Source organism: Pinisolibacter sp., assembly GCF_036782435.1.
Taxonomy (GTDB): domain Bacteria; phylum Pseudomonadota; class Alphaproteobacteria; order Rhizobiales; family Ancalomicrobiaceae; genus CALBKH01.
In genome coordinates this window covers 70,396-85,780 of sequence record NZ_DAIPZB010000004.1, presented here as the reverse complement: position 1 = coordinate 85,780, position 15,385 = coordinate 70,396, and the positions used below count along the sequence as shown (strand labels likewise).

Below are 15,385 nucleotides of genomic sequence, written 5' to 3'. Positions count from 1 at the left end.
TGATCCGGGCGGAGGCGAACGGAAGTTCGCCTCCGGTGTCCATCTGAGGCGAACCGAGGTTCGCCTCCGGTCTCCATCAACTCCGTCCGATCACTCGGCTGCCTGACGCTGTTGCATCTTCTCGAGCGCCTTGCGGTACTCGACCGGCATCACCTTGACGAACTTCGGCCGGAACACCTCCCAGTGCTCCAGGATCTCCTTGGCCCGGGCCGAGCCGGTCCAGTGGAGATGGCTGGAGATGAGCTGCCACAGCCGCTCGTCGTCGTGACGGGTCATGTCGCCGGAGACGTCCACCTTGCCCTTGAAGTCGAGGTCGCCACCCTGATGGTGCAGCTTCTCGAGCAGGATGTCCTCTTCCGGAACCGGCTCGAGCTCGACCATCGACAGGTTGACCCGCTTGGCGAAGGAGCCGTCCTCGTCGAGCACATAGGCGATGCCGCCCGACATGCCGGCGCCGAAGTTGCGGCCCGTCGGACCGAGCACCACGACGATACCGCCGGTCATGTACTCGCAGCCGTGATCACCGACGCCCTCGACCACCGCGATGGCACCCGAGTTGCGCACCGCGAAGCGTTCGCCGGCGAAGCCACGGAAGTAGCACTCGCCCTCGATCGCCCCGTAGAGCACGGTGTTGCCGACGATGATCGACTTCTCCGGCACGATCCGCGACATCGGGTTCGGCTTGACGATCAGGCGACCGCCCGACAGGCCCTTGCCGACGTAGTCGTTGCCGTCGCCGACCAGTTCCAGCGTCACGCCGCGCGCCGCCCAGGCGCCGAAGGCCTGACCCGCGGTACCGGTGAGGGTCACGTGGATCGTATCCTCCGGCAGGCCGGCGTGACCGAAGCGCTTGGCGACCTCGCCCGAGAGCATGGCGCCGACCGAGCGATCGACGTTCTTGACCTCGGTGTCGATCCGGACCGGCCGCTTCGCTTCGAGCGCCGGAGCCGCTTCCGCGATCAGCTTGCGATCGAGCACGGTGTCGATCGGATGCTGCTGACGGATGGTGCGACGACGCTCGCTCTCGGCCGCCTCCGGCATGTGGAACAGCCGGGTGAAGTCGAGGCCCTTGGCCTTCCAGTGGGCGATCGACTTCCGCTTGTCGAGGAGGTCGGTGCGGCCGGTGATGTCGGTGAGCTTCTCGAAGCCCAGCGACGCCAGGATGCGGCGCACTTCTTCGGCGACGAAGAAGAAGTAGTTGATCACGTGTTCCGGTGCCCCGTGGAAGCGCTTCCTCAGCACCGGGTCCTGGGTGGCGATGCCGACCGGGCAGGTGTTGAGGTGGCACTTGCGCATCATCAGGCAGCCCGCCGCGATCAGCGGCGCGGTGGCGAAGCCGAAGCCGTCCGCACCCAGCATGGCGCCGACGACGACGTCACGTCCGGTGCGCAGACCGCCGTCGACCTGGAGCTCGACGCGCGAGCGCAGGCCGTTGATCACCAGCGTCTGCTGGGTCTCGGCGAGGCCGATCTCCCACGGCGAACCCGCGTGCTTGATCGAGGTCAGCGGCGACGCGCCGGTGCCGCCCTCGAAGCCGGAGATGGTGATGTGGTCTGCGCGCGCCTTGGCGACGCCGGCGGCGACGGTGCCGACGCCGACCTCCGAGACCAACTTCACCGACACTTCGCCGGCCGGGTTGACGTTCTTCAGGTCGAAGATCAGCTGCGCCAGATCCTCGATCGAATAGATGTCGTGGTGCGGCGGCGGCGAGATCAGCTGCACGCCGGGGGTGGCGTGGCGGACCTTGCCGATCACCGCGTCGACCTTGTGGCCGGGCAACTGACCGCCTTCGCCGGGCTTGGCACCCTGCGCCATCTTGATCTGCATCTGGTCGGAGTTGACCAGATACTCGGTGGTGACGCCGAAGCGGCCGGAAGCGACCTGCTTGATCGCCGAGCGCATCGAATCGCCGTTGGCCAGCGGCTTGAAGCGATCCGCCTCCTCGCCACCCTCACCGGTGTTCGACCGGCCGCCGATGCGGTTCATGGCGATGGCGAGCGTGGTGTGGGCCTCGCGGCTGATCGAGCCGTAGGACATCGCGCCGGTGGCGAAACGCTTGACGATCTCCACCGCCGGCTCGACCTCGTCGAGCGGGATCGCGGTCCGGCCGATCTCCTCGGCCGACTTGATGCGGAAGAGGCCGCGGATGGTGGTCAGCCGCTCGTTCTGCTCGTCGATCGGCTTGGAGAACTCCGCCTGGAACTTCTCGAAGGAGTTCGAGCGCACCGCGTGCTGCAGGCCGGCGATGGTGCCGGCGGTCCACACGTGGGCCTCGCCGCGGACGCGCTGGGCGTATTCGCCGCCCACCTCGAGCATGTCGGTCAGCACCGGATCGCCGCCGAAGGCCTTGGCGTGACGCTCGACCGTCTCCTTGGCGACCTCGGTCAGACCGACACCCTCGATCTTGGTCGCGGTGCCGAAGAAGAACTCCTTGACGAAGGCCGCCTTGAGGCCGACCGCGTCGAAGATCTGGGCGCCGCAATAGGACTGATAGGTCGAGATGCCCATCTTGGACATGACCTTGAGCAGACCCTTACCGATCGACTTGATGTAGCGATAGACGATCTCGTGCTCGTCGACGTCGTCCGGGAACTGGCCCTTCATCGCGATCAGCGTGTCGAAGGCGAGGTAGGGGTTGATCGCCTCGGCGCCGTAGCCGGCGAGACAGGCGAAGTGGTGGATCTCGCGCGGCTCACCGGATTCGACCACCAGGCCGGCGCGGGTACGCAGGCCCTTGCGGATCAGATGGTGGTGCACGGCGGCGGTGGCGAGCAGCGCCGGAATGGCGATGCGCTGCCGGCCGGTCATGCGGTCGGAGAGCACGATGATGTTGTAGACCTGACCGGCAGCCGACATCCTGACCGCGGCTTCCGCCTGGATGCAGATCGCCTCGAGCGCCGGACGCATGCCGGCGGCGCCGTTGGCGGCCGGGTAGGTGATGTCGATGGTGATCGACTTGAAGCCCGAATCCTCGTTGTCGCCGATCGTGCGGATCTTCTCCAGATCCTCGTTGGTGAGGATCGGCTGACGCACCTCGAGCCGCTTCTGAGCCTTCTCGCCTTCGAGGTCGAAGAGGTTCGGACGCGGACCGATGAACGACACCAGGCTCATGACGAGTTCTTCGCGGATCGGGTCGATCGGCGGGTTCGTCACCTGGGCGAAGTTCTGCTTGAAGTAGGTGTAGAGCAGCTTCGACTTGTCCGACAGCGCCGAGATCGGCGTGTCGGTACCCATCGAGCCGACCGCTTCCTGGCCGGTGACGGCCATCGGCGGCAAGAGGACCTTGAGGTCCTCCTGGGTGTAGCCGAAGGCCTGCTGCAGATCGAGCAGGCTCTCCAGCGTCTGCGGCGCGCGCGGCTCCACCGCCGGCAGGTCCTCGAGCACCAGCTGGGTCTCTTCGATCCAGGTGCCGTAGGGATGCGCGGTGGCGATGGTGCGCTTGATCTCGTCGTCGGAGATGATGCGGCCGGCCTCGAGGTCGATCAGCAGCATCTTGCCCGGCTGCAGGCGCCACTTGGAGACGATCTTCTCCTCCGGCACCGGCAGGGTGCCGGCTTCCGAGGCGAGAATGACGCGATCGTCGTCGGTGACGATGTAGCGGGCCGGACGCAGGCCGTTGCGGTCGAGGGTCGCGCCGATCTGGCGGCCATCGGTGAACGCGACCGCCGCCGGGCCGTCCCACGGCTCCATCAGCGCGGCATGGTACTCGTAGAAGGCCTTGCGCTCGTCGTCCATCACCTGGTTGCCCGACCACGCCTCGGGAACGAGGGTCATGGCCGCATGGGCGAGCGAATAGCCGCCGCGCACCAGGAACTCGAGCGCGTTGTCGAAACAGGCGGTGTCCGACTGGCCCTCGTAGGAGATCGGCCAGATCTTCTCGATGTCGTCGCCGAGCACCTTCGAGGTCGTGGTCGCCTGACGGGCGTACATCCAGTTGACGTTGCCGCGCAGCGTGTTGATCTCGCCGTTGTGGGCGACCATCCGGTAGGGATGGGCGAGCTTCCACGACGGGAAGGTGTTGGTCGAGAAGCGCTGATGCACCAGCGCCAGCGCCGACTCGAAGCGCTCGTCGGCGAGGTCGGGATAGTAGGCCGCGACCTGATAGGACAGGAACATGCCCTTGTAGACGACGGTGCGGCTCGACAGCGACACGACGTAGAAGCTGTCGAGATCACGCTTGGTCGCGCCGTTCCAGTCGGCCTCGTAGACCTCGCCGGACAGGAGCTTGCGGGCGATGTAGAGCTTGCGCTCGAAGTCCTCCTGGGTGGCGCCCGGGGCGATGCAGCCGATGAACACCTGACGCTGCACCGGTTCGGTCGCCTTGACGCCCTCGGAGAGCTTGGAGTTGTCGACCGGCACGTCGCGCCAGCCGAGCACGCTCATGCCCTCGGCTTCGATGCAGCGGTCGATGATCGCCACCGCCCGGTCGCGCTCGGCGGCGTCGCGCGGCAGGAAGATCTGGCCGATGGCGTACTTGCCGGCCTCGGGAAGCGGGAAGCCGAGCTTCGCGCATTCCTCCGAGAAGAAGCGATGCGGGATCTGCACCAGGATGCCGGCGCCGTCGCCCATCAGCGGATCGGCGCCGACGGCGCCGCGGTGCTCGAGGTTCTCGAGCACGTAGAGCGCATCCTCGACGATGCCGTGGCTCTTGCGGCCCTTGATGTCGGCGACGAAGCCGACGCCGCAGGCGTCCCGGTTCTCGGACGGGTCGAACATGCCCTGGGCCTTCGGCAGCGCCGAGGTCGTCGCGACCGTCTGCGGCGCGACCGCCGCGGTCTCGGTGGTGGCGATCACCTCACGAGCTTCGATGCTCGGGAAGCCTTCCGGCGAGATCCGTTCCATGGGACCCATCCTCGCAGTTCGCCGCGTCCCGGGCGTGGGGGGCGGCAGGTGGTCATCGGCCCATCCTCGGACGCGCGCATCCCCGGCCCACGGTCTCGGTCGAGATCGCGGAGCGGGGCGCGGATCCGGGTGGAGCCACCCGATCGAGCCACGGCGTCGCAGATCCGCTTCGCACCCCTTCCCTCCCGGAAGAGACCACCGAGCGCATACCCCGAGCCGCGCCGGCCATGTCGAAAAACCGCAGAAATCCGCCGCTTTCCGTCCATTTCCGAAAAATAGGTCAGTCTTGCTGTCCTATTTCTTCCGAGCGGAAGATCGCAGAAATCCGCCGTTCCCGCAAGCGGCAGTTCGCCACGATCTGCTCGAGATTCGCCCACACTTCGGCCGATCGCCGGGCGATCGCATCCGTTCATCGGTGAAATCACGCATGCGAATTGGACCCGACGCTCGGTCGGCGGGATCCTCTCGCCGATCGATCCCGATCGCCGTGGGAGACCCGCCGCCATGCCTCTCGTCCAAGTCTCGCTCGCCGCCGACGCCTGGGTCGGCCACGACGCCGAAATCCTCGACGCCGTCTACCGCGCCATGCGGGAAACGTTCGCCGTGCCGGAGAACGACCGCTTCTGCCTCCTCACCCGTCACGGGCCGGACGAGATCGTCTACGACCGAACCTATCCGGGCGTCGCCCGCTCCGACGCCACGGTCTTCGTCCGCATCACCTGTAACGATACCCGCTCCAAGGACCAGAAGCGCGCCCTCTACGCCGCCATCGCCCGCGAATTGGCCGTAGCGCCCGGCGTCGGCCCGGACGACGTGTTCGTGAACCTCGTCGAGGTGAAGGCCGAGAACTGGTCCTTCGGCGGCGGGCTGATGCAATACGGCTGACCGGCGGATCACGCCGACCGATACGCCACCCTGTCCCGCTCGCCGGTCGCTTGCGCCGGCGCTCGGGCGGTGCGAGGGTCGCGCCATGATCTTCTCGTCAGACAACTGGTTCGGCGCCTCGCCGAAAGTCCTCGCCGCCCTGGCGGAAGCCGGCGCCGTCGGCCCGCAGCCCGCCTACGGCGACGACGAGTTCACGCGCCGGCTCGAAGCCCGCTTCGCCGCGGCCTTCGAGCGCGACGTCGACGTCTTCCTCGTCGCCACCGGCACCGCCGCCAACGCGCTGTCGGTCGCCACCTTCGCGCCGCCCTGGGGCCAACTCGTCATCCACGAGGAGGGCCACCTCGCCGTCGACGAATGTGGCGCGCCCGAGTTCTTCGCCGGCACCCGAACGGTGACCCTCCCCGGCCGCCACGGCAAGATCGACGCGCGCGACCTCGGCCACCGCCTCGCCGCCTGGCCGATCGGCGTCCACCACGGCAAGCCCGCGGTGCTCTCCATCGCCCAGGCCAACGAGAGCGGCCGCATCTACACCCCCGCCGAGGTGGCCGCCCTCGCCGACGTCGCCCACCGCCACGGCCTCGCCCTCCACATGGACGGGGCGCGGCTGGCCAACGCCGTCGCCCGGCTCGGCTGCAGCCTCGCCGAAGTCACCTGGAAGGCCGGCGTCGACGTCCTCTCCTTCGGCGCCACCAAGGGCGGCTGCCTGATGGCCGAGGCGATCGTCTCGTTCGATTCGGAGAAACGCGAGGAACTGGCCTTCCGCCGCAAGCGCGCCGGCCAGCTGATCTCCAAGCACCGCCTCGTCGCCGCGCAGTTCGACGCCTGGCTCGACGATGGCCACTGGCTGGAACTCGCGGCCCACGCCAACGCCATGACGGACCGTCTCGCCGCCGGCATCGCTCGCTCGAACTCCGCCCGCCTCGCCTGGGAACCCCAGGCCAACGAGGTCTTCGTCGCCATGGCCCCGGCGACCGCCGAGCACCTCACCGCCGCCGGCGCCCGCTTCCACCCGTGGTCGACCGCCGGCCTCGCCCCCGAGGACCGCCTCGCCGAAGGTGAAGCTCTCTACCGGCTGGTGACGAGCTTCGCCACCACGACCGACGACGTCGACGCCTTCCTGGCGGAACTGGCGAAGCCGTGACGCGCCTCACCGAGCGGCGGAGCCGACCCGCGCCGCCCGCGCTCAGTCCAGCTCGAAATCGGCGGCGATGCGCAGATCGCGCAGCGGCCGCACCGCGGCGATCGACTGCGCATAGGTCGGATCGGCCTTGTAGGCGGCGAGCGCCGCCTCGTCGGCGAATTCCCCGTAGACGACGAAATCGACCTCGCCCGACAACGCGTCGCACTTGAGATTGCGCCGGATCGCCAACCGCTGCGCATGCGGATTGCGCTCCAGGAGCCGCAATCCGGCCTCGACGCGATCGGCGTCGGCGGCGTCACGGACCGAAAAGAAGACGACGTGGCGGATCACGGGCTGCCCCTGCGTTCGCTGGCGGACCGACGACGCACCCGCGTCGCGGCGAAAGCACCCTTAGCCGTTTCGCAGCGCAGCGTGAACCTTTCCCGTGTCCCGTCCCGTCGCGATCGAGGCGCGGGCCACACCCCCAATCCGCCCCACCCCCGAAACGCGACCGCCCCGCCCACCTTGCGGTGGACGAGGCGGCGAAGGTCCACAAGAAGACCGCCCCGCCCACCTTGCGGTGGACGAGGCGGCGAAGGTCCACAAGAAGACCGCCCCGCCCACCTTGCGGTGGACGGGGCGGCTCCGGGGCGTCCGATCGGGGGGCGATCGGGCTCACCACGGCCGAACTACGGGGGGGAGGGAAGGGGTCGGCCGTGGATTTCCATGATTCGTGCCTCAGGCGGCTTCGACCGTCGGCGCGGCCGCGGTGGTGGGCGCTTCGATCGTCTTGGCCTGAGCCGCGGCGGCGATCGGGATGCGGCGCGGCTTCATCGCCTCCGGCACCTCACGGGCCAGATCGATATGGAGCAGGCCGTTCTCCAGCTTGGCGCCCTGGACCACCACGTGGTCGGCGAGCTGGAAGCGGCGCTCGAAGCTGCGCGACGCGATGCCGCGATAGAGAAGCTCCTTGTTCTCTTCCGATGTCGCCTTCTCGCCCTTCACCACGAGCACGCCTTCCTTCACTTCGAGCGCGAGATCCGGTTCGCCGAAGCCGGCGACGGCCATGGTGATGCGATAGGCGTTCTCGCCGGTCCGCTCGATGTTGTAGGGCGGATAGCTCGGCTGCGAAGTCTCGCCGGCGCCCATGGCGTCCATCAACGAGAAGAGGCGGTCGAAACCGACGGTGGAACGATAGAGCGGAGAGAAGTCGATACGCATGTGATGTCCTCCGAAGCGCTGAGCGACACATGTCGACGAGATCGCACCCGCTTTCCGACTTCTTCGACGCCCGCCGAGGCACATCGCAGTAATCGCCGGGGGATGCGATTTCATCATGGATCCTGTCGGCATCCACGAGACGAGACATGGGAGTGCTCGCGACGTCTTTCAAGAGGGGTGCACATCGAATTCGTGAGGAGGTCGCGGTCGCCGTGAAACGAGCCTCGGTTGTCCCTCGCCGCGGGCCGGGGTATCTCGATGGGGAGGATCGGTTCGCCTCGCGGAAACGCGATTCTCGCGCCTCGCCGCCATCGCCCGGGAGTGCCGGATGGACGTCGTCGACCACCTGATCGAGTCCCCCGACGCCCCGGTGCCGCCCGGCGCCCGTGTCGGCGTCCTCGCCGCCGCCGACGGCGTGCGCATCCGTTGGGCGACCTTCGAGGCCTTCCGCCCGCGCGGCACCGTCATCCTGCTCCAGGGTCGCGCCGAATACGTCGAATGCTGGTTCGAGACGATCCGCGACCTGCAGGCCCGCGGCCTCTCGGTGGCGACCTTCGACTGGCGCGGCCAGGGTGGCTCGCAGCGGCTGGCGCGCCACCCGCGCAAGGGTCACGTCACCGACATGGCCGCCTACGACTTCGACCTCGACGCCGTCCTTCGCCTCGTCGCCCCGAACCACCCGAAGCCCTGGTACGTCCTCGCTCATTCGACCGGCGGCCTCGTCGCCGTGGCGAACGGCGACCGCCTCGCCCGCGACGTCCGCCGCATGGTGCTGACCGCCCCGTTCCTCGGCCTCGGCACCGTCGGCCCCGCCGAACCCGTCGCCCGCGTCCTCACCAAGACCCTGCGCGCCCTCGGCATGGGCTCCGACTGGGTGCCCGGCGGCGGCGCCACGCCGATCCACACGACGCCGTTCGATCAGAACGTGCTCACCTCCGACCCGGTCCGCCACGCCCGCGGCGCCGAGATGTCGTGGCGCCATCCCGAGATCGCCGTCGGCTCGCCCACCGTCGGCTGGCTCGCCGCCGCTTTCGAGGTGATGGACCGCGTCCTCGCCCCCACCGCGCTCGCCGCCTGGCGCCTGCCCACCCTGATCTTCGCCTGCGGCGACGACCGGGTGGTGTCGAACCGGGCGATCGAGACCTTCGCCACCCGCACCGTCGCCACCGAACATCTGGTGATCCCCGGTGCCCGCCACGAACTCCTCAAGGAGCGCGACCGCTATCGCGAGCAGTTCTGGGCCGGTTTCGACGCCTTCGTCCCCGGCTCGGACGCGCCGCCGGTGGAGATGCCGCGATCGGCGGAGCCCCCGCCCCCGCCGGCCGACGTCGTCGCGCCCGCGACCCGGCCGGACGCCCCGGCCGACGTCGCCTCCGAAGGCGATGCATCCGCCGCCTCGCCCGCGGACGCCCAAGCCGCCGTCGCCGCCCTCGCCGCGGTTGCTGCCGCCGCGAGCGGCACCCTGGCGGCGACCACCGAACCGCCCGCCCCAGAGACCGACGAAGCTCCGGCCGACGAAGCCCCCGCTTCGACCACCCCCGAGGTGATCGCCCTGCCACCGCCCGCAGCGGAGACCGCATCGGCCCGGACGTCCGAGGCGGACGCGGCGGCAGAGACGGAGGGAACGAATGGAACCGAGCCCGCGGCGACGGAGACGGCTCAGCAACCGCCGTCCGAAATGTCGCCCTCCCCGGCCGTCGCCGCGCCGGCCGCGAGCACGGAAGAGCCGTCCGCGGCGGTCGAATCCGACGCACCGTCGCCGGCCGAACCCGTCGACGCGGAGACGCCGCCCGCCTCAGCCGGCGTCGGCGAGGAGCCGCAGCACCTCGTCGTGGAGCCGCCGACCGCCGGAAGCGACGATGCGGCCGCCGTCGACGGGACTGCCGCCGTCCCAGGCAGTGACGACGCCGCCGGCGCCCTCGATCACCGGGATCAGGGCGACGATGTCGTAGGGCTGGAGCCCGGCCTCGACGACCACGTCGACGAAGCCGGCCGCGACCATGCAGTAGGCGTAGCAGTCGACCCCGTAGCGCGCCAACCGGACCCGTGATTCGACCCGGTCGTAGGCGGTCCGCTCCTCGCCCTTCAGCATCGCCGGCGTCGTGGTGAACAGCACCGCGTCCTCGATCCGCGCGCAGGGCCGCGTCGCCAGTTCGCGCACCCCGTCGGGGCCGCGATACCACGCGCGCTCGCCGTCGCCGGTGAAGCGCTCGCGGGTGAAGGGCTGGTGCATGGTGCCGAGCACCGGCCGGCCGTGATGCTTGAGGCCGATCAGCGTGCCCCACACCGGCAGACCGGAGATGAAGGCGCGCGTCCCGTCGATCGGATCGAGCACCCAGACATGTTCGGCGTCGTCCCGTTCGCGCCCGTATTCCTCGCCGAGGATGCCGTGGTCGGGATAGCGCTCGCCGATCAACCGGCGCATCGCCTCCTCCGCCGCCCGGTCGGCGACGGTGACGGGATCGAAAGCCGCTCCGGCGAGCTTGTTCTCGACCTCCAGCCGCGAGCGGAAATAGGGCAGGATCGCCCGCCCCGAAACGTCGGCGAGGTCGTCGAGGAAGCGGGCGAGGTCATCGGCGGGGTCGGGAACACTCATCGGTCGCACCTCGGGATCGGCGGTCTGGGTCGGCGGCGGGTGTCGACGGTCTTGCGCCGCCCGGCGCATCGATGCAAGCCCACACCGCCGATCGACCCGTGATCGAGGCGACCGGTCGCAGGCGCGGCCGCGCCCGGGCTCTCTCTTGCCGCCGAATCCGGCCCCTCCGATGATGCTGCGATGCACCGCTTGACTTTTGTGCGATGCAATATCATATTTGCTGCATCGCGGTGATGCTTCTCGTCGCCGCGTGGCCCTTCTGGGCGTTTCCTCCCTGAAATACCCACTTCGGGCCGCTGCCTTCCCGGGCGCGGCCCGTTCTTTTTTCACACGGCGTCGCGAAATAGGGCCGCATGGCACGCGTCCGTCGAACCGGCCTCACTCCGCCGCCGAACGCAGATCATCGAAGATCGCCCCGAAACTCGTCACCAACTGTTCGACGAAGCGGCCGAAATCGCGCGACAGTGCCGCGAAACCGGTGGTGCGGGTGATCGTCGCCTCGTTCATGTAGAGGGCGCGCGAGATCTCGATCTGCAAGGCGTGCAGGCCACGGTCGGGCCGGCCATAGGTCTCGGTGACGTAACCGCCCGCGTAGGGCTTGTTCAGCGCGACGCGATAGCCCGCCTCGCGCAGCAATGCCGCCGCCATCTCGGTCAGGGCCGGATGACAGCTGCGGCCGTGACGGTCGCCGAGCACCATGTCGATGCGCCCCTCCGATCCGCCGAGGCGCTGTGTCGACGGCATCGAGTGACAATCGATCATCACCGCATGGCCGAACTGTGCGTGGAGCCGGCTCAGCGACCGCCTGAGCGTCGCGTGATAGGGCTCGTAGGCCTGGGCGATGCGCTCCATCGCCTCGTCGATCGGGATCGGCCCACGATAGATGTCGTCCTTGTCGGTGACGATGCGCGGGATGGTGCCGAGGCCGCCGGCGACGCGGGTGGAGCGCGTGTTGGCGCCGGCCGGCAGCACGCCCGTGAACATCCGCGGATCGAGTTCCAGCCGTTCCCGGTTGGCGTCGAGCCAGGCGCGCGGGAACCGCGCCGCCAGCACCGGCAGCCGCCCACCCGCCGCCGCCAGACACAATTCGTCGACGAAGGCGTCTTCCGAACGGCGGATCGTCACCCGGTCCAATCGGGTCGTGGCGAGAAAATCACGGGGATAATCGCGGCCCGAATGGGGGCTGGTGAGGAGACACGGGGCGGTGACGCGCTCCGGCCAGACGAGGTCGAAGGGCTCCACCCCCTCGAATCCCTCGACGATGCGCATGTCGTCCGCCGTTCCCCGCAAACCCGTCTCCTTCGGCGATTTCCGACCCTTCGCGCCCACACCGACGGCGCGGGCCGCCCCATGTTGCCCTCCGCGCGTCGTCCCTGTCCACCGTGCGGGTCGATCGACCTCTGCGAAGGCCATGTGGCGGAAACCGGATTTCACCGTAAATTTACCGCGATCGGTCTCAATGGAGAGATACGAGAGACCACCCGGAAAGAGAATCGAATGGACCCGATGGCGCGTATCATCCTCGCCGAAGACGACAACGACATGCGTCGCTTCCTGGCCAAGGCGTTGGCGAACGCCGGTTACGACGTCGTTTCCTACGACAACGGCAAGAGCGCCTACGAGCGGCTGCGCGAGGAACCCTTCACCCTGCTCCTCACCGACATCGTCATGCCGGAGATGGACGGTATCGAACTCGCCCGTCGCGCCACCCAGCTCGACCCCGACCTCAAGGTGATGTTCATCACCGGCTTCGCCGCGGTGGCGCTCAACCCCGACAGCCAGGCACCCAAGGACGCCAAGGTCCTCTCCAAGCCCTTCCACCTGCGCGATCTGGTGCGCGAGGTCGAGAAGCTGCTCGCCGCCTGAAACGGCGGAATTCCGGCACTTCCCTCGAGCGCGGGGAGAAACTTCTTCCCCGCGCGACATCCGGGCTTGCGTGACCGGATCGACCTCGTTATAGAGCGACCTCGCCGCCCGATCCCGTTCCGGGTGGCACCGATCGGTTCGGGCGTGTAGCTCAGCGGGAGAGCACTACGTTGACATCGTAGGGGTCACAGGTTCGATCCCTGTCACGCCCACCATCCCCTTCCGAACCGCCGCGAAGACCCGGAAGTGCCACCTCGCGTGGCCGGTGACGGGTCGTGCCGTCTCCATCTTGCCGACGGTCGTCGCCACACCCATCTGGGGAGTGCGGGTCCTATCGAGTGGGAGGCTCGCCGGGTCCGGAAGGTCGTCATGAACAGCACCAGCTTCGACAAGCGAATCTTCACGCCGTCCCTGTTGCTGCGCGATCTCGGATTCCTTCTCGGCCGGCTCCCCGCCCTGGTGCGCGCCGCCCGCAATCCCGAGATCGGATCGGCCTTCGCCGAGAAGATCATGATCGTCGTCACCGCGATCAACGGCTGCGTCTATTGCAGCTGGTTCCACGCCGGACGCGCCGTCGCCTCCGGTCTGAGCGACGACGAGATCCGCGACATGTTCGAGTTGCAGTTCGCGGCCTCCGCCTCCGAACGCGAACGGCCGGCGCTCCTCTACGCCCAGCACTACGCCGAGACCGACCGTCGGCCGGAACCGCAGATGACGGCGCGATTGAAAGCCGCCTACGGCGACAGGACCGCCGCCGACATCGAACTGCTGATCCGCATGATCTTCTTCGGCAATCTGCTCGGCAACACCTTCGACGCCTTCCCCGCCCGCCTCGCCGGGCGCCCGGCGGCGAACGGCAGCGCGCTGTTCGAGGCCCTGTTCTACCTCGCCACCGCGTGGTTCATGCTGCCGACGAAGTGGTTGGCCCGCGGCCACCACCCGAAGGCGGCGGCCACGGTCGCGCCGCCGCACGACGGCGGGTCGACGTCACGCGCCCGCTGACGCCGGCCGGTGTGACCGCCCGGCATCGCGCGCGTCACATCACCAGATTCGGCAACCACAGCACCACGCCGGGGAAGAGCGCCAGGAAGGCGATCACCGCGACGATCGCCGCGACGAAGGGCACGGCTTCGACCGTGTACTCCTCGATCGGCGTGTCGAGGATCGAGCACACCGTGTACATCGCCACCCCGACCGGCGGCGTCATCGACCCCAGCGTCACGATCGACATCATCAGGATGCCGAAATGCACCGGGTCGACGCCGAGCTTGGTGACGATCGGCACGAAGATCGGGGTGAGCAGCAGCACCAGCACCGTGCTCTCGACGAAACAGCCGGCGATGAGCAGGAACACCAGGATCAGCACCACCACGGCGAGCGGGTTGCTGGTCAGTCCCAGCATCCATTCGGCCACCACCTGCGGCGCCTGTTCGAAGATCAGCGCATAGCCGACCATGCCCGACATCAGGATGATCAGCATGATGACGCCGACGTCGAGCACGCCCTCGGCCAGCGCCTCGAGCGCCGTCGCCAGCGTCAGCTCCTTGTGCAGGAAGACACCGACCACCACCGCGTAGACGACGGCGAAGGCACCGATTTCCGACGGCGTGAAGATGCCGCCGCGGATGCCGACGAGAAGCGCCAGCGGGAAGAGCAGCGCCCATTTGGCGTCGACCACCGCCCGCCAGATCTCGCGGCCCGTCGGCTTCGACACCCGCGCCTCGCGATAGTCGCGCTTGCGGGCGACGACGTAGACGACGCCCATCAGCGCCGCCATCATCAGCAGCCCCGGGATGACCCCGGCGAGGAACAGCCGGCCGATCGAGACGTTGCCGACGAAGCCGTAGAGGATGAGGCCGAGGCTCGGCGGGATCGTCGCCGTGATCAGCGAGCCGACCGCGATCGAGGCGCAGGTGAAGCCGCGGGCATAACCCGAGCGGATCATGTTCGGCCCGAGGATCCGCGCCTCCATCGCCGCATCGGCCACCGCCGAGCCGGAGACCCCGCCCATCAGGGTGGAGAGCAGGATGCAGACCTGGGCGAGACCGCCCGACATCCACGACACCAGCACGTTCGAACAGGCGATCAGCCGGTGGGTGATGCCGGTCTTGTTCATCATGTGACCGGCGAGCACGAAGAACGGCACGGCGAGCAGCGGAAAGCTCTGCGACGCGGTCGCGATCTGCTGCACACCGATGCTCACCGGAATGGTGCCGGAGAGCACGAAGAACGAGAACCCGGAGATGCCGATGGCGAAGGCGACCGGCATGCCGACGAACATCAGGACGAAGAAGAGCCCCCAGAGAATCAGCATGTTCGCCTCACCCGAGCTGGCTTTGGGAGCGATCGACGGTGCGATCGGCATAGAAGACGAGACCGCCCGACCTCAGCGCCCCGACGACATGGCCGACGAGCGTGATCGCCAGCATCGCCGCCCCCACCGGCACCGCCACCGTCACCCAGGCGTAGGAGATGCCGCTGTCGCCGTAGACCCGCTGCCAGTTCATCATCGTCAGCTTGTATCCGGAGACCGCCAGCGCCCCGAGAAAGGCGAGCACGACGATCGCCAGCACCAACTCGACCCGATGGCGGGCGGCACGCGGCAGATTGCGGACGAAGAAGTCGACGCCGATGTGGGTCTTCAGTCGCAGCGCCCGGTTGGCGCCGAGGAAGCAGACCCAGATGAACAGGAGCTGGGCGACGTCGACCGACCATACCAGCGGATAGCCGAAGGTGCGCCCGACGGCGGCGGCGAAGACGAGCACGACGATCGCCGCGAGCAGAGCCTTGGCGGCGAAGAGCTCCAGACGAGCCACGAGAGCGGACATGAGGGAACCCCGATACGGGTGATCGGC

11 protein-coding genes, 1 tRNA gene and 1 pseudogene are annotated in these 15,385 nt (G+C 68.5%); 6 read left to right on the top strand and 7 right to left on the bottom strand.

All coding sequences use genetic code 11. The annotated features are described in order from the left end of the window. Window positions 1-90 precede the first annotated feature (90 nt). The gene (gltB, locus tag V7Q42_RS02880; protein WP_333822350.1) at window positions 91-4,842 is read right to left on the bottom strand and encodes a glutamate synthase large subunit; all 4,752 of its coding nucleotides are present in this window, start codon (window positions 4,840-4,842) and stop codon (window positions 91-93) included. A 504-nt stretch (window positions 4,843-5,346) separates the two neighbouring features. On the opposite strand from gltB, the gene V7Q42_RS02875 reads away from it, so the two are divergent. Beyond that, on the top strand, window positions 5,347-5,727 hold the full coding sequence (locus tag V7Q42_RS02875; RefSeq protein ID WP_333822348.1) for a tautomerase family protein: 381 nt from the start codon (window positions 5,347-5,349) through the stop codon (window positions 5,725-5,727). A gap of 85 nt (window positions 5,728-5,812) precedes the next feature. Continuing rightward, window positions 5,813-6,868 carry a threonine aldolase family protein gene (locus tag V7Q42_RS02870; RefSeq protein ID WP_333822347.1) on the top strand — a complete coding sequence of 352 codons (1,056 nt, stop codon included), beginning with the start codon at window positions 5,813-5,815 and terminating at the stop codon, window positions 6,866-6,868. 42 nt (window positions 6,869-6,910) lie between these two features. On the opposite strand, the gene V7Q42_RS02865 is transcribed toward V7Q42_RS02870, so the two are convergent. Beyond that, complete coding sequence (locus V7Q42_RS02865) at window positions 6,911-7,198, bottom strand: Dabb family protein (RefSeq protein ID WP_333822345.1); 288 nt, start codon at window positions 7,196-7,198, stop codon at window positions 6,911-6,913. A gap of 387 nt (window positions 7,199-7,585) precedes the next feature. Beyond that, on the bottom strand, window positions 7,586-8,068 hold the full coding sequence (locus V7Q42_RS02860) for an Hsp20 family protein (protein ID WP_333822344.1): 483 nt from the start codon (window positions 8,066-8,068) through the stop codon (window positions 7,586-7,588). 328 nt (window positions 8,069-8,396) lie between these two features. Between V7Q42_RS02860 and V7Q42_RS02855 the strand changes: the two are divergent. Continuing rightward, a pseudogene (locus tag V7Q42_RS02855) lies at window positions 8,397-9,275 on the top strand (alpha/beta fold hydrolase); the annotation flags it as partial. Window positions 9,276-9,863: 588 nt separating this feature from the next. On the opposite strand, the gene hisN reads toward V7Q42_RS02855, so the two are convergent. Next, complete coding sequence (gene hisN / locus V7Q42_RS02850; RefSeq protein ID WP_333822343.1) at window positions 9,864-10,664, bottom strand: histidinol-phosphatase; 801 nt, start codon at window positions 10,662-10,664, stop codon at window positions 9,864-9,866. Window positions 10,665-11,042: 378 nt separating this feature from the next. Then, window positions 11,043-11,933, bottom strand: coding sequence for an N-formylglutamate amidohydrolase (locus V7Q42_RS02845; protein ID WP_333822341.1), 891 nt, complete (start codon window positions 11,931-11,933; stop codon window positions 11,043-11,045). 237 nt (window positions 11,934-12,170) lie between these two features. Here V7Q42_RS02845 and cpdR point away from each other — a divergent pair, with 237 nt between their 5' ends. The 3 genes from cpdR (at window position 12,171) to V7Q42_RS02830 (ending at window position 13,532) form a co-directional block, all read left to right on the top strand. Then, window positions 12,171-12,530 carry a cell cycle two-component system response regulator CpdR gene (gene cpdR / locus V7Q42_RS02840; RefSeq protein ID WP_333822340.1) on the top strand — a complete coding sequence of 120 codons (360 nt, stop codon included), beginning with the start codon at window positions 12,171-12,173 and terminating at the stop codon, window positions 12,528-12,530. Between the two features lie 140 nt (window positions 12,531-12,670). Beyond that, a tRNA-Val gene (locus V7Q42_RS02835) sits at window positions 12,671-12,745 on the top strand. Between the two features lie 154 nt (window positions 12,746-12,899). Beyond that, window positions 12,900-13,532: a carboxymuconolactone decarboxylase family protein gene (locus tag V7Q42_RS02830; protein ID WP_333822338.1), complete on the top strand. Its 633-nt coding sequence runs from the start codon at window positions 12,900-12,902 to the stop codon at window positions 13,530-13,532. Between the two features lie 34 nt (window positions 13,533-13,566). Here the strand turns inward: V7Q42_RS02830 and V7Q42_RS02825 are convergent, their stop codons facing one another. Together V7Q42_RS02825 and V7Q42_RS02820 are read right to left on the bottom strand one after the other, a co-directional pair. Then, entirely contained in the window at window positions 13,567-14,844 is a 1,278-nt protein-coding gene (locus V7Q42_RS02825) for a TRAP transporter large permease (RefSeq protein WP_333822337.1), read from the bottom strand. Between the two features lie 7 nt (window positions 14,845-14,851). Next, window positions 14,852-15,358 (bottom strand): TRAP transporter small permease, encoded by a 507-nt coding sequence (locus tag V7Q42_RS02820; protein ID WP_333822334.1) that lies wholly within the window; start codon window positions 15,356-15,358, stop codon window positions 14,852-14,854. Between the last annotated feature and the right edge of the window lie 27 nt (window positions 15,359-15,385).